The organism is Nocardia sp. NBC_00511 (assembly GCF_045161165.1).
Classification (GTDB): Bacteria; Actinomycetota; Actinomycetes; order Mycobacteriales; family Mycobacteriaceae; genus Nocardia.
In genome coordinates this window covers 7,298,076-7,317,540 of record NZ_CP107849.1, presented here as the reverse complement: position 1 = coordinate 7,317,540, position 19,465 = coordinate 7,298,076, and the positions used below count along the sequence as shown (strand labels likewise).

The window sequence follows — 19,465 nt, the reverse complement described above, 5'->3', positions numbered from 1 at the left end:
CCGCCTCGGGCCGCGCTGCCTCCGAGTTCGACTCGATCGGTACCGGTCAGCTCACGAGCAGGTCGCGACCGGGGATGGCTTCGAGAAGACGCTGGGTATACGGGGATTGCGGGTTGTCGAAGAGGTCGGCGACGGGTGCGGACTCGACGACCTTGCCGTCCTGCATGACCAGGACGGAATCGGCTATCTGCCGGACGACGGCGAGGTCGTGGGTGATGAACAGGTAGGACAGGCCGAGTTCCGCTTGCAAAGTGTTGAGCAGGGCCAGGATTTGATCTTGGACCAGCACGTCGAGGGCGGAGACCGCCTCGTCGCAGACCAGCATCTCGGGTTCGAGGGCGAGGGCGCGCGCGATGGCCACGCGCTGACGCTGGCCGCCGGAGAGTTCACCCGGATAGCGGGCGGCGACCGCGGACGGCAGGGCCACCAGGTCGAGGAGCTCACGGACGCGGGCGTCGCGGGTCTCCCGGGTGCCGATGTGGTGGGTGCGCAGCGGTTCGGCGATGGTGCGGTGAATGGAGTAGGTGGGATCCAGTGAGCCGTAGGGGTTTTGGAAGATCGGCTGGATGCGACGGCGGAAAGCCAGCGGGGTGCGGCGGGCGAGTTCGGCGACATCCTTGCCGTCGAAACTGACCGAACCCGCAGTGGGCGTCGACAATCCGAGGACCAGGTTCGCGACAGTGCTCTTGCCGGAGCCGGATTCGCCGACCAGCGCGGTGGTGGTGCCGCGGCGCAGCCGGAACGAGACGTCCTCGGCGGCAGTGAATTCGGTGTGCTTCCAGGGCACGGAGCCGCGCAGGCGGTAGCGCTTGGTGAGGCCCTCGGCGACGAGGATGTCGTCGGGTTCGCCCGCGGCTTCGGCGGTGGCGACGTCGACGGCGAGTTCGCGGTAGGCGGCACGTTTGTCGGCGGTGGCGCTGCGCTGGGCGGCGATGGAGGGTGCGGCATCGACGAGTCGGCGGGTGTATTCGTGGCGGGGGTCGCGCAGGATCTCCAGCGCCGGACCGGATTCCACGACGCGCCCGCGGTACATGACGACCAGGTGTTCGGCGCGTTCGGCGGCCAGGCCGAGGTCGTGGGTGATGAGCAGGACGGCGGTGCCGAGTTCACGCGTCAATTCGTCGATGTGGTCGAGGATCTGGCGTTGCACGGTGACGTCGAGCGCGGAGGTGGGTTCGTCGGCGATGAGCAGTCGCGGCCGCGCGGACAGCCCGATCGCGATGAGGGCGCGCTGCCGCATGCCACCGGAGTATTCGTGCGGGTACTGTCCGGCCCGCCGTTCGGGTTCCTTGATCCCGGCTTCGGCGAGCAGTTCGACGGCGCGCTGCTTGGCCGCCCTACCGCGCGCGATCCCGTTGGCGGCCAGGGTTTCCGAGATCTGGAAGCCGACCTTCCACACCGGGTCGAGGTTGGACATGGGGTCCTGCGGCACGAACCCGATCCCGTTGCCGCGCACCGCGACCAGTTCCTTGGCGGAGGCGTGCGCGAGGTCCTTGCCTTCGAACAGGATGCTGCCGGATTCGACGCGTCCGGTGCCGGGCAGCAGCCCGATCACCGAGTGCGCGGTGGTGGATTTCCCGGATCCGGATTCGCCGACGATGGCGACGGTCTGCCCCGGATACACGGTCAGGTTCACGCCGCGCACGGCCTCGACCCGCTCGTCCCCGGAGCCGAAAACAACTCGCAGGTCCCGGATTTCGAGCAGTGGCTCGCTCATCGCCGCTCCTTCGGGTCGAGGGCGTCGCGCAGGGCGTCGCCGAGCATGATGAAGCCGAGCACGGTGAGCGCCAGCGCGGTGGCCGGATAGAACAGGATCAGCGATCCGGCGCGCAGCTGCCGCTGTCCGGCGGCGATGTCCGCACCCCAGGAGACCACGGTGGAGGGCAGTCCGACGCCCAGGAACGACAGCGTGGCCTCGGTGACGATGAAGACGCCCAGCCAGATGGTGGTGACCACGATGACCGGTCCGAGCGTGTTGGGGATGATGTGCCGCACCAGGATTCGGAATCGGGAGACGCCGAGCGCGGTGGCGGCGAGCACGTAGTCGCTGCCCTTGGCGGCCAGTACCGAGCCGCGGGCGATGCGCGCGACCTGCGGCCAGGTGAAGGCGGCCAGGATCAGGATGACCACCCAGATGGTGCGGTGCCCGGCGAGCTGCATGATGACGATGGCGGCCAGCATGAGCGGGATGGCGTACACGATCTCGGCGATCCGGGAGACGATCGAATCCAGCAGTCCCCCATAGAATCCCGCGAGCGCGCCGAGGGTGCCGCCGACGAGCAGGAACAGCAGGGTGGCTCCGACGCCGGTCAGCACCGACGCGCGGGCCCCGTAGATGGTGCGCGCGTAGATGTCGCAGCCTTGCAGGTCGTAGCCGAACCAGTGGTCGCGGTTGGGCCCGACGAGGCTCTGGTCGACGACGCAGTAGCGCGGGTCCTGTCCGGTGAACAGCCCGGGGAAGGCCGCGATCAGCACCACCAGCACGATGATCGCCACCGACACCAGGAACAGTGGCCGTCGGCGCAGCTGCCGCCAGGCGGTGCCCCAGAATCCGGCGGGCGCGCCGTGCACGTCCACCCGGTCGGTGGCGAGCACCTCGACGGCTTCCGGCGGGGCCACCCAGCGCTCCTGCCCGGGTCGCGGTTCGCGCTGTGGCTCAGCGGTTTCAGGCATGTCGGCACCCCCGTCAGACATAGCGGATCCGCGGGTCGAGGACGGCGTAGAGCAGGTCCACGATCAGGTTGGAGAGCAGGGAGATGACGATGAGCGCGGTCACGAAGGACACCACGGTGGGTGCTTCGCCGCGCACCACGGCCTGGTAGAGGGTGCCGCCGACGCCGGGGATATTGAAGATGCCCTCGGTGACGATGGCCCCGCCCATCAGCGCGCCCAAATCCGCGCCGACGAAGGTGACGACGGGGATGAGCGAGTTGCGAAGGATGTGCACGACCACCACGCGCCGCCGGGACAGGCCCTTGGCGGTGGCGGTGCGCACGAAGTCGGATTCCTTGTTCTCCGCCACCGAGTTCCGGGTCAGGCGCAGCACGTAGGCGAACGACAGTGAGGCCAGTACCAGCGCGGGCATGATCAGGCGCGGGATGCTGACGTCGGAGCCGACGGTGACGGGTGCGAGATGCCAGGTGACGCCGAAGAGGAACTGCGCCAGGAACCCGATCACGAAGATCGGCATGGCGATCACCAGCAGGCTCAGCACCAGCATGGTGGAGTCGAACCAGCCGCCCTTGCGCAGTCCGGCGACCACGCCGAAGGCGATGCCGAGCACGGCTTCGAAGAACACCGCGAGCAGCGCCAGCCGGAAGGTGATCGGAAACGCCCGCGCCAGTACCTCTTTCACGGGCCGCCCGGAGTACGAGGTGCCGAAGTCGAGGGTGACGATGCCCTTCAGGTAGTGCAGGTACTGCCACCAGAACGGCTTGTCGAGCCCGTACTGGGCTTTGAGCTGCGCCTCCAGCGCGGGTGTCAGCGTGCGCTGCCCGGCCAGCGCGGTCACCGAGCCGCCGGTGACCTTCCAGATCAGGAAGTAGATCAGCAGTGTCGCACCGAAGAACACCGGGATCATCTGCAGCAGTCGCCGAATTATGTACCAGGCCACCAGGTCACCTCAGCTCGATGTTCTCGTAGTCGGGCAGGCCGTTCCACGCCACGCGGACGTTCCCCACGCGCTTGGAGTAGCCCGCGGAGTTGATGTAGTCGAAGACGGGGATGGTGGGCAGGTCGTGCAGCAGCACGGTTTGCGCCTGCGCCACCAGCTTCCAGGATTCCTGTTCGGTGGGCGCGGCCTCGGCGGCGGCGAGCAACCGGTCGAATTGCGGGTTGGAGTAGTCGACGTCGTTGGTTTCCGAGCCGGTGATGAAGCCGGGTTCGAGGAATTGCAACATGGTCGGGTAGTCGCCCTGCCAGCCGTAGCGGAAGGCCTTGCCGATGGTGCGGTGCGTGATCTGGTCGCGCAGCTGCTTGAACGTCGGGTAGGGCGCGCCCGCGGCGTCGATGTGCAGGGTATTGCGAATACTGTTGGCCAGGGCGTCGATCCAGGCCTGGTGGCCGCCGTCGGCGTTGTAGCCGATCTCGAAGCGGCCGGTCCACGGCGCGAGGGCGTCGGCCTGCTGCCACAGCTTCACCGCCTCGGCCGGGTTGTAGACCAGGACGTCCGCGCCGGGCAGGTTGCCGTCGAAGCCGGGCAGCACCTGGGAGGTGAAGTCGCGGGCGGGAATTCGGGTGCCGTGGAAGATCTTCTGCCCGATCTGTTCCCGGTCGATGGCCAGCGAGATGGCCTGCCGTCGCAGGCGCCCCTCCTCCCCGCTGAAGTGGGACATGTTGGACTGGAACCCGATCCACTGGTTCTGCGCGGTGGGCGCCTCGATGGCGCGGTCGCCGAGATCCTTCTTGTACACGGCGATGGCGCTGTCGGGGATGGTGTCGAGCACGTCGAGGTTGTCGGCCAGCAGGTCGGAGTAGGCGGCGTCGAAGTTGGAGTAGAACACGAAGGTGAGGCCCTTGTTGCGGGCCGGGCGGCCGCCGCGGTAGCTCTCGTTCGGGACGATGCTCAGTTGCACGTCGTGCTGCCAGGCGTTGCCGTCGGCGAATCGGTAGGGGCCGTTGCCGATCGGGCGCTGCCCGAAGGCTTTCATGTCCTTGAACGCGGCGGTGGGCAGCGGGTAGAACGGCGCGTAGGCCAGCCGGGTGCGGAAGTCGATGGTGGGCGCGGTCAGATCGACCGTGAAGTGCAGATCGTCGATCACCTTCAGCCCCGACATGGTCTGTGCGCGTGGCGGATCCGACTGCACGTCCGCGAAACCGACGATGGGCCCGTAGGTGTAGCTCTGCAACTGGGCGTTGGTGACCAGCGCCCCGTAGTTCCAGGCGTCCACGAAAGAGTGTGCGGTGACCGGTGTTCCGTCGCTGAAGGTCCAGCCGGGTTTCAGCGCGATCCGAAAATGCTGCTGGTCGGTGGTGTCGATGGACTGCGCCACCTCGTCGTGCAGCGTGCCCTGCTGGTCGATATAGCGCAGTCCGGCGAAGAGCCGGTCCACCACGCGTCCGCCACCGTTCTCGTTGGTATTGGACGGAATCAGCGGATTCTGCGGTTCGATGCCGTTGACCGCGATCATGTCCCCGTAGGCCGGGGCGACCGAACATCCGGACAGCGCCGCCGCGATCAACGCCAGCACCACGGCCAGTACGGTGAGCCCTCTGATTCTCAACGCGTTCTCCTGGTGTCGAGCCGCTGCCGGGTGACACGGACAGTAGCGACCCGCGCCCGGATTGTCAGGGCTTCGAATCGGCGTTGCTCAGCTTGTTAGCAATTCGGCAACATGACGGCCACGCCGCGCGGCCCGCACCAGACAAGTTGCCCAGTACCCGTTCACGAATCTCTCACGGACGTCCCGGCAGTGTTGCCCGTCGATCGAGACAGACGATTGGGACCCGAATCACCGTCCGTTAGTGTCGAACGTGGCCGCCGTCACCCTGCGCGGCCTGCACGCGAGAGAAGAAGAGACGAGATGACCGACACCACCGCCGACCACTTGGACGCATACCCGCCGAGCGCTGAGTTCGCGGCCGCTGCCAATGGCGATGCCGGGCTCTACGATCGGGCCGCCGCGGATCGGGAGGGGTTCTGGGCCGAACAGGCCCGGCGCCTGCACTGGGATCAGCCCTTCACTCAGGTACTGGATTGGGACGACGCGCCCTTCGCGCGCTGGTTCGCCGACGGCAAGCTGAATGTCGCCTACAACTGCGTGGACCGCCATGTCATCGACGGGCACGGCGACCAGGTCGCCATCCACTGGGAGGGCGAGCCCGGCGATTCCCGCGACCTCACCTACAGCGATCTGCTGGCCGAGGTGTCGCGTGCCGCCAACTATCTGACCGGTCTCGGCCTCGTCGCCGGTGACCGCGTCGCCATCTACATGCCGATGGTCCCCGAGGCCATCATCGCCATGCTGGCCTGCGCGCGGCTGGGCCTGACCCACTCGGTGGTCTTCGCGGGCTTCTCCCCCAGCGCCCTGCGTCAGCGCGTCGACGACGCCGCGGCCCGGCTGGTCATCACCACCGACGGCCAGTGGCGGCGCGGCAAGCCCGCCCCGCTCAAGACCGCGGTGGACGAGGCTCTGGCCGAAGGTGATTCGACCGTCGAGCACGTGCTGGTGGTGCGCCGCACCAGCCTGGACACCCCGATGGTCGAGGGCCGCGACATCTGGTGGGACGAGACCGTCTCGCTGGCCTCCCCCGAGCACGAGGCGCAGCCGTTCGACGCCGAGCACCCGCTGTTCATCCTCTACACCTCCGGCACCACCGGGAAGCCGAAGGGCATCCTGCACACCACCGGCGGTTACCTGACCCAGGCCTCGTACACGCATCACTATGTGTTCGACCACAAGCCGGGTCAGGACGTGTACTGGTGCACCGCCGATATCGGCTGGGTGACCGGGCACAGCTACATCGTCTACGGGCCGCTGTCCAACCGGGTCACCCAGGTGGTCTACGAGGGCACCCCGAACTTCCCGGACGAGCACCGGCACTGGCAGATCATCGAAAAGTACGGTGTCACAATCTATTACACCGCGCCCACGCTGGTTCGCACGTTCATGAAGTGGGGTCGCGAGATCCCGCAGGCGCACGATCTGTCGAGCCTGCGGCTGCTGGGTTCGGTCGGCGAGCCGATCAACCCGGAGGCCTGGCGCTGGTACCGGGAAGTGGTGGGGGCCAACAAGACTCCCATCGTGGACACCTGGTGGCAGACCGAGACCGGCGCCATCATGATCTCCCCGCTGCCCGGCGTCACGAACGCCAAGCCCGGCGCCGCCATGACCGCGCTGCCCGGCATCTCGGCGCAGGTCGTCGACGAGGAGGGCAAGCCGGTCGAGCTCGGCGAGACCGAGGCCAACGGATACCTGGTGCTCGATCAGCCGTGGCCGTCCATGCTGCGCGGCATCTGGGGCGACAACGAGCGCTACCGGGAGACCTACTGGGCGCGCTACGCCGAGAAGGGCTGGTACTTCGCCGGTGACGGCGCCAAGCTCGACAAGGACGGCGACCTCTGGGTGCTGGGCCGCGTCGACGACGTGATGAACGTGTCGGGCCACCGCATCTCGACCGCCGAGGTGGAGTCGGCGCTGGTCGGGCACTCGAACGTGGCCGAGGCGGCGGTGGTCGGCGCGTCCGACGACACCACCGGCCAGGGCATCGTGGCGTTCGTGATCCTCACCGGCGACGCGAAGGACACCGGCGACGAGCTGGTCAGCGCGCTCAAGGCCGAGGTCTCCCGCGAGATCAGCCCGATCGCGCGCCCCCGCGAGATCCATGTGGTGCCGGAACTGCCCAAGACACGCTCGGGCAAGATCATGCGCCGCCTGCTGCGCGACGTGGCCGAGGGCCGCGAACTCGGTGACACCTCAACCCTGGTGGACCCCAACGTGTTCGAGGCCATTCGCGCCGGAAACGCGTAAGCGCGCACGACCCCGACGAGGCCCCGTAACCACTGGTTACGGGGCCTCGTCGGGTGGGGGGTGGTCAAGAAGAGCCGGGCAAACCGTTAGAATTACGCAAAAAGGTGTGCCGGGAAGTCTGGTCGGCATGCGGCTGTGCCGTCGAACCCGGAAGTGGTGTCGCACGCCGCATTCTTGTCGACCGTACGACCGAAGGGTGCACCGTTTTGATTGTTCAGGTCCGTTCCGAGCTGGCCCGCTATCTGAGAACCGAAACCTTCGGCGGCGTACTGCTTCTCATCGCCGCGGCCACCGCGCTCATCTGGGTGAACTCGCCGTGGGGCGCGAGCTACACCAGCATGGTCGACACCGAACTCGCCATTCCCGCACTGCATCTGGATCTCACCCTGGCCGACTGGACCAAGGACGGTCTGCTCGCCATCTTCTTCTTCGTCGCCGGCCTGGAACTCAAACGCGAACTGGTGGTGGGTGAACTCGCCAACCGCAAACGCGCCACCCTGCCCATCGTGGCCGCGCTCGGCGGCGTGCTGCTGCCCGCGCTGATCGCCATGGGCATCGGCTGGGGTGTGGACGGCATGGACCGCGGCTGGGCCATCCCGGTCGCCACCGACATCGCCTTCGCGCTGGCCGTCCTGGCCATGACCGGCTCGCGAATTCCGGCCAGCGCCCGCGTGTTCCTGCTCAGCCTCGCCGTGGTCGACGACCTGATCGCCATCCTGCTCATCGCGGTCCTGTTCACCACCACCCTGAAGGTGCTGTGGCTGCTGATCGCCTTCGCCTGCTTCGCGGGTTGGGCGCTGGCACAGAAGTTCCGGCTCCGCAGCCCGTTCATCTACCTGCCGCTGGGTCTGCTGTCCTGGTACGCGCTGCACGAGGCCGGAATCCACGCCACCCTGGCCGGTGTCGCCTGCGGCCTGCTGACCCGGGTGCGGCCGGATCCGGGCGAAGACGAGCACTGCGTGCCCGCCGCCCGGCTCGAACACTTCTTCCAGCCCATCTCCGCCGCCCTGTGCGTGCCGCTGTTCGCGCTGTTCGCCTCCGGCGTGCCACTGACGTCGAAGGTGTTCTCCGAGCTGTTCACCAACCGACTGTCGCTCGCGATCATCGCCGGTCTGCTGATCGGAAAAACGGTCGGCATCTTCGGATTCAGTTGGCTCGCGGTGCGGTTGGGGATCGCCGAACGACCGGGTGATCTCGGTTATCGGGACATGTTCGCCCTCTCGGTACTCGGTGCGATCGGCTTCACCGTTAGCCTCTTGGTGGCAGAACTGGCATTGGAAGGTGTCGGCGACGGTGCGGCCGCGGAACTCGCAAAAGCGGCGGTGTTGCTCACGTCTTTGGCGGCTTCCCTGGCGGGTTCGGCGCTACTGTTGCGTCGTGGCCGTGCCCACCAGGCACGACGCGACGAGCGGGAACTGCAAAGTCGAGAGTGACACCGGACAGCACTACCGGAACATGGAGAAGGGTCGAGCAATTGAGCTTCACACAGGGCGGTAACGGCTACGACGGGAACCGCACCCGCACCGTTTCCTCGATTCCGCTGTCCGATGTCGACGCGCACGATTCGGCGACCATCGGCAGCCTGGTGCGCGACGCGACCGAGCAGATGTCGACGCTGGTGCGCGCCGAGGTGGAGCTGGCCAAGGCCGAGGTCACCGGTGAGATCCGCAAGGGCCTGCAGGGCAGCGTCTACTTCATTCTGGCGCTGACCATCCTGCTGTTCAGCTCGTTCTTCTTTTTCTTCTTCCTCGCCGAACTGCTCAATGTCTGGCTGTACCGCTGGGCGGCGTTCCTGGTGGTCTTCCTGCTGATGATCGCCGCGGTGGCCGCCTTCGCGCTGCTGGGCTATCTCAAGGTCCGCAAGCTGCGCGCGCCGGCCAAGACCATCGAGTCGCTCAAGGAGGCGAAGTCGCTGCTGCCCAGCGGTTTCGGCAGCGGCGGTGAGCAGACCGTGGACGCCACGGCCGATCTCGGCAAGTCCCGGACCTAGAACTTCGATTACGCTCCCTCGGCGTGTCGTCGAATTCGCAGCCGGATCCCTCCACCGTCCGTTACGACGGTCCGTGGGTCCATCGGGATGTGCATGCCAACGGCATTCGCTTCCACGTGGTCGAGGCCGTACCCGCCGGGTCGGCCCCCGCCGACCCGGACACCCCGCTGGTCGTGCTGCTGCACGGCTTCGCGGACTTCTGGTGGTCGTGGCGGCATCAGCTCACCGGGCTGGCCGAGCGCGGCTACCGGACCGTCGCGGTGGACCTGCGCGGCTACGGCGACTCCGACAAACCCCCGCGCGGCTACGACGGGTGGACGCTGGCCGGTGACATCGCCGGACTGATCCGCGCGCTCGGGCACACCGAGGCCACCCTGGTCGGACACGCCGAGGGCGGCCTGGTCTGCTGGGCCACCGCCGTCCTGCATCCGCGCCTGGTGCGCTCGATCGCCCTGATCGGCTCCCCGCATCCGGTGACCCTCAAACAGGCTGTGCTGCGCGACAAGCGGCAGCGCCAGGCCTGGCTGCCGGAGTTCCTGCGCTGCCAGCTGCCGCGCTACCCGGAGGATCTGCTGACCCGCGACGATGGCATCGCGGTGGAACTCATGCTGCGCGACCGGGTCAGCGCGGCCTTCGCGGCCACCGACGAATTCACCGACACCGCCCGCCGGATGCGCACCGCCATCCGGATTCCCGGCGCGGCACACTGTGCCCTGGAGTACCAGCGCTGGGCCTTCCGCAGCCAATGGCGGCCCGACGGCAAGCGTTTCATGTCGGCGATGAGCGAACCGGTGCGGGTGCCTTCGCTGTCGCTGTACGGCGAACAGGACCACTACATCCTGCCGAGCACCATCCGGCAGGGCGAGCGACTGGCCACGGCACGCCGAGTGGTGGCCGTACCGGACGCGGGTCACTATGCGCACCAGGAGAATCCGGAGCTGGTGACCGCGGAGATCGCCAAACTACTGGGCTGAGCTCGCCCGTTCGAGACCGCGATGGCGCCTCGAATCGACCGAAACGACAGGCGGTCCCGGTGAATTTCACCGGGACCGCCTGTCGTGGTTCGCGAATCGTCAGCTCAGGACGCAGCTACCCGTACCGACAGCGGTGGTCTGGCTGGCCGCCGAATTCAGTTCCGGCCGCACCTCGTCGAGGGTCAGCACGTAACCGGTGTCGTCGTCGGTGACGGCCGCGCCGAACACCACGCCGAGGATCCGGCCGTCGGTGTCCACCAGCGGACCGCCCGAGTTACCGGCGCGCACCTGACCGCGGATGGTGTACACCTCACGCTTCACGTCCGAGTCCCGGTAGATGTTGGGGCCCTTGAGGTTCAGCGTCTCGCGCACGCGGGCCGCGCTGGCCGTGTAGCGGCCGCCGCCCGGGTAGCCGAGCACGATGGAGCTCTCGCCCGAGGCGGCATCCGACGGGGCGACCGTCAGCGGCGTCGCCTGCAGGCCGGGCACGGCCAGGATCGCGATGTCCTTGGACGAGTCGAACAGCACCACCGTCGCGGGCAGCGAGCCCCGCGCGGTGTCCACGCTGACGCTGTTGGTTCCGGCCACCACGTGCGCGTTGGTCATGATGCGCTCGGGGGCGACCACGAAGCCCGAACCCTCCAGCTGCCGTTGGCAACTCGGCGCGATGCCACGAATCCGCAGCACACTGCTCTGCAGCGACTGCGCGACCGGCAGCTGCAGCACGCTCGGATCCGGCGGTTCCACCGCGGCGATCGGGACGTGACCGAACGGGCCGATGACGTCCGGCAGCCCGGAGGTGTTGAGCAGGTTGGAGAAATCGGTCGGGACCCGGCGCAGCCAGTCCGGCGCGACGTGGTCGACGTTGCGCAGCACCTGCGAATTGGTCACCGCGGCAGCGATTCCCGGCTGCGAGGAGTTGGTCAGCGGCAGGGCCAGCAGCCACGCCGTGGCCAGCACCGCGACCGCCTGCAGTCCGGCCCCGACCACGCTGTCCACGCTGCGGGTGAACGGATCGCGCATGCCGCCGCGGGCCGCGCGGCCCAGCACCATGCCCGCCACCTCGCCGATGATCACCAGCGCCACGATCAGCAGCACGCCGACCAGCACCCGGGTGCGGCCCTCGCTCAGGTGCACCAGGATGTGCGGGGCGATGAGAATGCCCGCGACAGCGCCCAGTACGACACCTAGGAAGGCCAGCGCCGAAGCGACCGCGCCCTGCCGCCACCCGGAGGTGGCCGCCAGCAGCGCCAGAATGATGATCCCGAGGTCGAGCCAGCCAGAGGCGCTCATAACGTCATCCCAACCGCGGCCAGTGAGGCCTGCAGATCACGTACATCGTGATGGTCCCATTGCGTTTCCCACCCGGACACCGCCAGCAATCCGGCGAGCACCCCGGCGGTGAATCCCCACACCAGCATGCCGTCCACGGCGAACGCCGGACCCATATAACCCAGCGGGTGCCGCACCACGAAACGGTTGGCCGGATCGATGAGCTCGCTGATCGGAACCCGCGCCACCCGCGCGGCCTCCGTCTCGCTCACCACTCCCACCTCGCCGGGGGTGCGCCAGTAGGCGACCACCGGCGTCACATCGAACCGCGAGGGCGGCACGAAGATCTTGGGCAGCACCGCGAGCGGCTGCACCCCGGCCGGATCCAGTCCGGTCTCCTCCTGCGCCTCGCGCAGGGCCGTGCTGATCGGGCCGTCGTCCTGTGGTTCCACGCCGCCGCCGGGGAACGCCACCTGGCCGCTGTGATCGCGCAGGGTGGCGGCACGCTGGGTGAGCAGCACGTCCGCGTCGGCGGGCAGACCGCCCGGCCCCTGCGGATCCGCCTGTGCCGCACCACCGAACAGCACCAGCACCGCGGCCTCGCGCGATCTGACGGCAGCGGCGGCGAAGCGGCGCATGGCATTGCGGCGCAGCACCGGGTTGACTCCGGTCGGATCGGCCGGATCGTGCTCGGTCACCCCGCGCAACCATTCCGGGATCTCGTCCCCGGACACCTCGAGTCTCATCACCACACCTCGACCACTACAGACACACCTTTCGCCGCACCGAGTATCCACGGCGGTGCGAGCGCGGGTGTCGTGAGCGGGAAAGTGGCTGCCGCCGAGCGGGTCGGCGCGAGGCTCACGCCCGCACTCCCAATTCGGCCGCGACGGTGGCGGAAATATCGTCGACGCTGGTGAACGCGCGGACCACGACCTTGGCCACGGTCCCGTCGGCCCGCAGCAGCACCGAGATCGGCAGCACCGCGGGGGCGCGAACGGCGGTGCGGACCTTGGCATCCGCGTCCTCGACGCCGGGCAGATGGATGCCGAGCCCCGTCAGCCGGGACAGGCCCTTGGCCGCGCCCGGGTCGCTGTGCACGGTCAACACCGTCAGCGCGCTTCCGGCCTGCTGCGAGAACTGTTGCAGCAGCGGCAGTTCCTCTGCACACGGACCGCACCAGTAGGCCCACAGGTTGAGCAGCGCCGGTTTACCGGCCAGCGCGGCGACCAGGTCCACGGGACGGCCGTCGGCCAGGCAGTTCAAGGTGATGCCGCGCAGCGGGCTGTCGCCGACCGGCGCGCCCGTCGGTTGCGGGCAGGCGGTCAGGCCCGCGGCGGCCCGATCCGAGTCGGCGACAGCCGGTTCCGGCGGCGGCGTCACCGCGCTCGAGGCGGCGGTCGCGTCCTTACCGTGGTCGCGGCCGAACTGCGGCCACAGCGCGACCGCGGCGGCGACCACGACGATCACCGCGGCCAGCGCCCAGCGCCAGAGATTGCCGCGCGAGGAATCCGCGCTCACAGCCCCACCAGTTCCAGCAGATGCTCGGTCTCGGGGCCTTTCACGAGTTTGGCGGCGGTCACCGGATCGGTCGGGCCCTCGAGACCGAAGGACGGGCAGTCGTTGGCCAGCAGGCAGGCCCCGCACGCGGGCTTGCGGGCGTGGCAGACACGGCGGCCGTGGAAGATCACCCGATGCGAGAGCATGGTCCAGTCCTTGCGCTCGATCAGCTCGCCGATGGCGTGCTCGACCTTGACCGGATCCTCCTCGGTGGTCCAGCCCCAGCGCCGCACCAGGCGGCCGAAGTGGGTGTCCACGGTGATGCCGGGAACGCCGAAGGCATTGCCGAGCACCACGTTCGCGGTCTTGCGCCCGAAGCCGGGCAGCGTGACCAGCTCGGGGAGGGTGGCGGGCAGTTCGCCGTCGAAGCGTTCCTCCAGCGCCTGGCCGAGCCCGATCAGCGAGTTGGCCTTGTTGCGGTAGAAGCCGGTGGGCCGGATGAACTCCTCGAGCTCGGTCCGGTTGGCCTGCGCGTAATCGCGTGCGGTGCGGTACTTCGCGAACAGCGCCGGTGTGGTGAGGTTCACGCGGACGTCGGTGCACTGCGCGGAAAGAATTGTGGCGACCGCCAATTCGAGCGGGGTGGTGAAATCCAGCTCACAGTGCGCGTCCGGAAACTCCGAGGTCATGTCGCGATACATCCGCCGCGCCCGCCGGACCAGACCGGTTCGAGTTTCCTTGTCGCGCTTACGCGCTTTGACCGGGCGGATGAACCGTGGCGCATCCGTGACAGCGCCCGAATCGGCCGCCGCGGCCGTCCCGACGCCCGAATTCTCCGGGTCTGCCCCGCTCAGGGCCGCGTTGGATTCAGAGACACGCACGCGTCCACCTTACGGAACCACCACTGCCCCACAACCGGGCTGAGGCACCGCCGTGTTCCATCTGAGACCTTCGCCGTGTTTACTGCTGCCTATGCAGGGACTCGCTGTGGTGCTGTTTCCGATAGCGCTGATGCTGTTCGCGTTGGTGATGGAACGGGTCGAGAATCGACTTCGCAAACTCCTCGAACCAGACCCGGAGGTTCAGCAGTACCTCGATCGAGCCACGAATGCCGAGGTCAGTGATCTGACCAAGCTGGGACTTCCGGCCGCGGTGGCGCGGCCGCGGCGCGCCCGGCCCGCAGCCAAGGGTCTGGACGTCGCACAGGCCAGCTGATCGGCCCCGATCATCGGCTGAGTGGTCCGCCGCAACGGCGGCCGGGATCACTCTCTACGATCTTCATGACGCCGGTCTCACGGCGTGTCGTACATTCGTCATGAAGCGTGTCGCGAAACCGCCATTGCGTGTCGCGTACTGGAGTTCTGCGTGTCGGAGAATGAGTTCGGCGCGTGGTGTCTATCACTACCCGGCGGTATTGCAAAGTAGACTGCACTGTCGGCCGAGTCGTTTCGGTCCAGGACAGAGCCATTTCCCATAAGGAGCACATTCGTGGACGAGGCCCTCGCCAGAGCAGGCATCTTCCAAGGCGTAGAGCCCACCGCGGTGGCGGCCCTCGCCAAACAGCTGCAGCCCGTTGACTTCCCGCGCGGCCACGTGATCTTCAACGAGGGGGAGCCGGGCGACCGGCTCTACATCATCACCTCGGGCAAGGTGAAGATCGGTCGCCGGTCTCCCGACGGCCGTGAGAACCTCTTGACGATCATGGGTCCGTCGGACATGTTCGGCGAGCTTTCGATCTTCGACCCGGGTCCGCGCACCTCGACGGCCACCACCGTCACCGAGGTCCGCGCGGTAACCATGGACCGGGACGCCCTCAAGGCGTGGATCGATCAGCGGCCGGAGATCGCCGAGCAGTTGCTGCGGGTCCTCGCCCGCCGCCTGCGTCGAACCAACAACAACCTGGCCGACCTCATCTTCACCGATGTGCCCGGTCGTGTCGCCAAGGCGCTGCTGCAGCTCGCACAGCGCTTCGGCACCCAGGAAGCGGGCGCGCTGCGCGTGACCCACGACCTCACCCAGGAAGAGATCGCCCAGCTGGTCGGCGCCTCCCGTGAAACCGTGAACAAGGCCCTGGCCGACTTCGCGCACCGCGGCTGGCTGCGACTCGAGGGCAAGAGCGTGCTCATCTCCGACTCGGAGCGTTTGGCCCGCCGCGCTCGCTAGCGGCTCGGCACAAGTTCATCGCGAAGACCGGGCGTCACTTGCCGTAGCAGTGACGCCCGGTCTTCGCGCGTTCGAGAGTGGTTGGCGCGCGGTCTAATTCTGCGCGCGCAGATAGGCCAGCTGGGCCTTGACCGAGCTCTGGGCCGCGGGCCACAGCCGCTTGTCGACGTCGGCGTACACCTCGGCGACGATGCGCAGCGAGCCCGCGTCGGGGCCGAGCTTCTCCAGAGCCGCGCGGACCTGGTTCAGGCGCTCCTCGCGGTGCGCCAGGTAGTAGCGGATCACCGGTTCGGCCTGCGCGTGGTCGGGGCCGTGCGCGGGCAGCAGGACCCGGCCCGGGGACAGCTCGGCCAAACGGTTCAGCGACGAGAGGTAGGCGGCCAGCGCGCCGTCCGTGGACTCCAGGACGGTGGTGCCGCTGCCGAGCACGGTGTCGCCGGTGAGCAGCGCGAGTTCGCCGTCCGGGCCGTCGAGCAGGAAGCTCAGCGAATCCTCGGTGTGGCCGGGGGTGGCGATCACGGTGATGCGCAGACCCGCCGCCTCGATCACCTCACCGTCGGTGAGCAGTGTGCCGGAGCCGCGCAGGAATTCGGCCTCCCTGGCACGCACCGGGGTACCCGTGGCCTTCACCAGATGGTCGATGCCGCCGGTGTGGTCGTGATGGCGGTGCGTGATCAGCGTGAGCGCGATCTCGCCGCCGGTCTCCCGGACCAGGGCCTCGGTGTGCTTGCGATCCTTCGGACCCGGGTCCACCACAACGTATTCGGTGGCGCCGGGCGCGCGCAGCAGCCAGGTGTTGGTGCCCTGCAACGTCATTCCGTTGGGGTTGTCGGCCAGGACTACGGCTGCCGACGGAGTCACTTGCCGCAGTTGCTCGTACGCGGGATGGGTGAGGGTCATGGTTCGGTCCTAACGCAGGAAGCGCGGCGCGTCCAGGGTTGAACGCACCGCGCGCCAACGGCTTTCGCCTAGCGAACCTCGGCGATGAGTTCCACCTCGACCGGGGTGTTCTTGGGCAGTTCGGAGGTGCCGACCGCGGAACGGGCGTGCACACCGGCGTCACCGAAGACCTCACCGAGGAACTCCGACGCGCCATTGATGACCAGCGGCTGGTCACCGAATCCGGGGGCGGAGGCCACGAAGCCGACCACCTTGACGATTCGCACCACATTGTCGAGCCCGACCAGATCGTGCACGGCCGCAAGGGCATTGAGCGCGCACAGCCGGGCGGCCTCGGCGGCCTGCTCGATCGAGACCTCGGCCCCGACCTTGCCGGTCACCGTCAGCTGCCCGTTCACGAAGGGCAGCTGGCCGGAGGTGTAGACGTGGTTACCGCTACGCACGGCCGGGACGTACACCGCGACCGGCGCGGGCGCCGGGGGCAGTTCCAGGCCGAGCTTCTTCAGGTTTTCGGCCCATGCCATCAGCTCTTCCTCCGCTTCAGATAGGCGACATGCTGTTCGCCGGTCGGTCCGGGGAGCACCGTGACGAGTTCCCAGCCGTCGGCACCCCACTGGTCCAGAATCGCCTTCGTGGCATGGGTCAGCAGTGGCACGGTCGCGTACTCCCACACGGTCAGATCGCTCATGCCGGAAGTCTAAGTCGCGCCTGCCCCGACGGTCCGCGCCGCCTACCCTGGAACGAGGCCGAACGCTTAGCGGCAGCGGCGTATCCGGGCAACCCGGAAGTGGTGTATCAGACAGTTTGTGTCGCCTGTGGGCAGGAACAAGGAACGAGTTATAGGCTCGCGAGCGTGGGAGTACCGATAGCAGTGCCCGTTTCGGTTGAGCCGGGGGTCGAAGCAGGGTGGCCGGAGCGGGCGGACAAGGCCCGCCTGCATTACGTTTCCGGCAAGGGGGGCACGGGCAAGTCGACGGTCGCGGGCGCATTGGCGCTGGCGCTGGCCGCCGGCGGTCGGCGCGTGCTGCTGGTCGAGGTCGAGGGCAGGCAGTCGATCGCGCAGCTGTTCGACCTGCCGCCGTTGCCGCCCACCGAGACTCGCATCGCGGCCGCCGACGGCGGTGGTGAGGTGATGGCGCTGGCGCTCGACGTCGAGCACGCCTTCCTCGAGTACCTCGACATGTTCTACAACCTGGGCTTCGCCGGGCGCGCCATGAAGCGGGTCGGGGCCATCGAATTCGTCACCACCATCGCGCCGGGTCTGCGGGACGTGATCCTCACGGGCAAGATCAAGGAATGCGCGGTGCGCGTCGACAAGTCGACGGGCAAGCCGGTTTACGACGAGATCGTCATCGACGCACCGCCGACCGGTCGCATCGCCAGCTTCCTGGACGTCACCCAGGCCATGGCCGAGATCGCCGGGGGCGGGCCGATCGCGTCACAGGCCGTCGGCGTCTCCAAGCTGCTGCATTCGCCGCAGACGATGATCCACCTGGTGACCCTGCTGGAGGCGCTGCCGGTGCAGGAGACCGCCGACGCCATCGCCGATCTCACCGCCAACGACCTCAATATCGGCACCGTGATCGTGAACCGGGCGGGTGCCGGCTACCTGCCGCGCGCCGTCCGCGAACGCGCGGCAACCGGCGACGTGGACACCGAGGCGCTGCGCCAGGGGCTCGCCGAGGCCGGAATCACGCTGTCGGAGGCCGACTTCCAGGGCCTGGTCACCGAGACCGTCGAGCATTCCGCCCGACTGGCGGCCCAGGACGAGAGTGCCGCCGAACTCGCGCAGGTCGACATCTCACGGCTGTACCTGCCGTCGCTGACCGACGGTATGGATCTGGGCGGGCTCTACGAGCTGGCCGAAGTTCTCAGCGCCCAGGGGGTTCGCTAGTCATGGTCGTTCCGGCAGGCACGGTGCCCCTGGACATTTCGAAGATCATCGCCGACCCGTCGGCCCGCATCGTGGTGTGCTGCGGTTCGGGTGGCGTCGGCAAGACCACCACGGCCGCGGCGGTCGCGCTGCGGGCGGCCGAGCAGGGCCGCAAGGTCGTGGTGCTGACCATCGACCCGGCGCGGCGGCTGGCCCAGTCGCTGGGCGTCAGCGACCTCGGAAACGTCCCGCAGCGAGTCGAACTCGGACCCGAGGCCGAGGGCGAGCTGTTCGCCATGATGCTCAACATGCGCCGCACCTTCGACGAGATGGTGCTCGAGCACACCAGCCCGGAGAAGGCCGAGCAGATCTTCGCCAACCCGATCTATCAGACGGTGGCGTCCTCCTTCGGCGGCACGCAGGAGTACATGGCGATGGAGAAGCTGGGCCAGCTGGCGGCCAAGCGCGAGTGGGACCTGATCGTGGTCGACACGCCGCCCTCGCGCAACGCGCTGGACTTCCTGGACGCGCCCAAGCGGCTCGGCAACTTCCTCAACGGCAAGATGATTCGCGTCATCATGGCGCCGAGCCGAGGCGTCGGAAAGCTCGTCGCGGGTGCGATGAGTCTGGCGCTGCGGGGTGTCTCGACGGTCATCGGCGGCCAATTGCTCAAAGACGCCAGTGTCTTCTTGCAGTCACTGGAATCCATGTTCGGCGGTTTCCAGGATCGCGCCGACCGCACCTACGCCATGCTGTCGCGGCCGGGCACCCACTTCGTGGTGGTGGCGGCGGCCGAACCGGATGCGTTGCGCGAGGCGAGTTTCTTCGTCGATCGGCTCTCGACCGACAAGATGCCGCTGGCGGGCCTGGTGCTCAATCGCACGCATCCGGCGCTGAGTTCGCTGTCCGCGGAGGCGGCGGCGGTCGCGGCGGATCGTCTGGCCCCCGAAACACCGGGCAACGGCACCGATCCCGAGACCGCACCGGAAACCCCGCAGGCGCTCGCGGCGGCGGTACTGCGCATCCACGCGCAGCGGGCCGCCACGGCCAAGCGGGAACAGCATCTGCTGCACCGGTTCACGGGCGCGCATCCGAGCGTGCCGATCGTGGCGGTCACCGCGCTGCCCTTCGAGGTCGCGGACCTGGAGGCGCTGCGCGCGGTGGGTGATCAGCTCGCGGTGGCGGGAACTGCCAAGTCCGCCTGACACTCCCGAGAGGTTCGACCCTTTGGGCCTGAATGCCCTTTTCGACCCCGGACACGGATCGAGCCCGCTCTCGCGGGCTCGATCCGTTCTGCTTATGGGGAGGAAACAGGTAAGGGATA

Annotated in this window: 19 protein-coding genes; 8 read left to right on the top strand and 11 right to left on the bottom strand. The window is 68.2% G+C overall.

Annotated features, from left to right (window positions below; translation table 11 throughout):
* Positions 1–46: 46 nt before the first annotated feature.
* The 4 genes from OG300_RS33980 to OG300_RS33965 are packed head-to-tail and all read right to left on the bottom strand — an operon-like array spanning position 47 to position 5,129.
* Positions 47–1,717 carry a dipeptide ABC transporter ATP-binding protein gene (locus tag OG300_RS33980; RefSeq protein WP_405488130.1) on the bottom strand — a complete coding sequence of 557 codons (1,671 nt, stop codon included), beginning with the start codon at positions 1,715–1,717 and terminating at the stop codon, positions 47–49.
* Positions 1,714–2,673, bottom strand: a complete 960-nt coding sequence (locus OG300_RS33975) for an ABC transporter permease (RefSeq protein WP_405488128.1) — start codon at positions 2,671–2,673, stop codon at positions 1,714–1,716. The genes OG300_RS33980 and OG300_RS33975 overlap by 4 nt, the downstream gene beginning before the upstream one ends.
* 13 nt (positions 2,674–2,686) lie before the next feature.
* Positions 2,687–3,613, bottom strand: coding sequence for an ABC transporter permease (locus OG300_RS33970; protein WP_405488126.1), 927 nt, complete (start codon positions 3,611–3,613; stop codon positions 2,687–2,689).
* Positions 3,614–3,617: 4 nt separating this feature from the next.
* Positions 3,618–5,129, bottom strand: coding sequence for an ABC transporter substrate-binding protein (locus OG300_RS33965; protein ID WP_405498786.1), 1,512 nt, complete (start codon positions 5,127–5,129; stop codon positions 3,618–3,620).
* 393 nt (positions 5,130–5,522) lie between these two features.
* Here OG300_RS33965 and acs point away from each other — a divergent pair, with 393 nt between their 5' ends.
* The 4 genes from acs to OG300_RS33945 all read left to right on the top strand — a co-directional run bounded on the left by acs (position 5,523) and on the right by OG300_RS33945 (position 10,433).
* Positions 5,523–7,469, top strand: coding sequence for an acetate--CoA ligase (gene acs, locus OG300_RS33960; RefSeq protein ID WP_405488124.1), 1,947 nt, complete (start codon positions 5,523–5,525; stop codon positions 7,467–7,469).
* A 206-nt stretch (positions 7,470–7,675) separates the two neighbouring features.
* Complete coding sequence (gene nhaA, locus OG300_RS33955; protein WP_405488122.1) at positions 7,676–8,902, top strand: Na+/H+ antiporter NhaA; 1,227 nt, start codon at positions 7,676–7,678, stop codon at positions 8,900–8,902.
* A 41-nt stretch (positions 8,903–8,943) separates the two neighbouring features.
* Positions 8,944–9,459 (top strand): phage holin family protein, encoded by a 516-nt coding sequence (locus OG300_RS33950; RefSeq protein WP_405488120.1) that lies wholly within the window; start codon positions 8,944–8,946, stop codon positions 9,457–9,459.
* Positions 9,460–9,482: 23 nt separating this feature from the next.
* Positions 9,483–10,433 carry an alpha/beta fold hydrolase gene (locus tag OG300_RS33945; protein ID WP_405488118.1) on the top strand — a complete coding sequence of 317 codons (951 nt, stop codon included), beginning with the start codon at positions 9,483–9,485 and terminating at the stop codon, positions 10,431–10,433.
* A 99-nt stretch (positions 10,434–10,532) separates the two neighbouring features.
* Here the strand turns inward: OG300_RS33945 and OG300_RS33940 are convergent, their stop codons facing one another.
* From OG300_RS33940 to nth, 4 genes are all read right to left on the bottom strand, one after another.
* A complete protein-coding gene (locus OG300_RS33940) occupies positions 10,533–11,726 on the bottom strand; it encodes a MarP family serine protease (RefSeq protein WP_405488116.1) in 1,194 nt (397 codons plus the stop codon).
* Positions 11,723–12,451, bottom strand: coding sequence for an NUDIX hydrolase (locus OG300_RS33935; RefSeq protein ID WP_405488114.1), 729 nt, complete (start codon positions 12,449–12,451; stop codon positions 11,723–11,725). The genes OG300_RS33940 and OG300_RS33935 overlap by 4 nt, the downstream gene beginning before the upstream one ends.
* A gap of 115 nt (positions 12,452–12,566) precedes the next feature.
* Complete coding sequence (locus OG300_RS33930; RefSeq protein ID WP_405488112.1) at positions 12,567–13,226, bottom strand: TlpA family protein disulfide reductase; 660 nt, start codon at positions 13,224–13,226, stop codon at positions 12,567–12,569.
* Positions 13,223–13,906, bottom strand: a complete 684-nt coding sequence (gene nth, locus OG300_RS33925; RefSeq protein ID WP_405498785.1) for an endonuclease III — start codon at positions 13,904–13,906, stop codon at positions 13,223–13,225. Before nth ends, OG300_RS33930 begins: the two co-directional genes overlap by 4 nt.
* Before the next feature lie 271 nt (positions 13,907–14,177).
* Between nth and OG300_RS33920 the strand changes: the two genes are divergently transcribed.
* The gene (locus OG300_RS33920; protein ID WP_405488110.1) at positions 14,178–14,420 is read left to right on the top strand and encodes a hypothetical protein; all 243 of its coding nucleotides are present in this window, start codon (positions 14,178–14,180) and stop codon (positions 14,418–14,420) included.
* Between the two features lie 273 nt (positions 14,421–14,693).
* On the top strand, positions 14,694–15,368 hold the full coding sequence (locus tag OG300_RS33915; protein WP_019044571.1) for a Crp/Fnr family transcriptional regulator: 675 nt from the start codon (positions 14,694–14,696) through the stop codon (positions 15,366–15,368).
* 93 nt (positions 15,369–15,461) lie between these two features.
* Here the strand turns inward: OG300_RS33915 and OG300_RS33910 are convergent, their stop codons facing one another.
* From OG300_RS33910 to OG300_RS33900, 3 genes are all read right to left on the bottom strand, one after another.
* The gene (locus tag OG300_RS33910; RefSeq protein ID WP_405488108.1) at positions 15,462–16,268 is read right to left on the bottom strand and encodes an MBL fold metallo-hydrolase; all 807 of its coding nucleotides are present in this window, start codon (positions 16,266–16,268) and stop codon (positions 15,462–15,464) included.
* 68 nt (positions 16,269–16,336) lie between these two features.
* Entirely contained in the window at positions 16,337–16,792 is a 456-nt protein-coding gene (locus OG300_RS33905; RefSeq protein ID WP_405488106.1) for a RidA family protein, read from the bottom strand.
* On the bottom strand, positions 16,792–16,956 hold the full coding sequence (locus OG300_RS33900; protein WP_405488104.1) for a hypothetical protein: 165 nt from the start codon (positions 16,954–16,956) through the stop codon (positions 16,792–16,794). Before OG300_RS33900 ends, OG300_RS33905 begins: the two co-directional genes overlap by 1 nt.
* 183 nt (positions 16,957–17,139) lie before the next feature.
* On the opposite strand from OG300_RS33900, the gene OG300_RS33895 reads away from it, so the two are divergent.
* Positions 17,140–18,162: an ArsA-related P-loop ATPase gene (locus OG300_RS33895; protein WP_405488102.1), complete on the top strand. Its 1,023-nt coding sequence runs from the start codon at positions 17,140–17,142 to the stop codon at positions 18,160–18,162.
* A gap of 2 nt (positions 18,163–18,164) precedes the next feature.
* A complete protein-coding gene (locus OG300_RS33890; RefSeq protein WP_405488100.1) occupies positions 18,165–19,346 on the top strand; it encodes an ArsA family ATPase in 1,182 nt (393 codons plus the stop codon).
* The last annotated feature ends 119 nt before the right edge of the window (positions 19,347–19,465 follow it).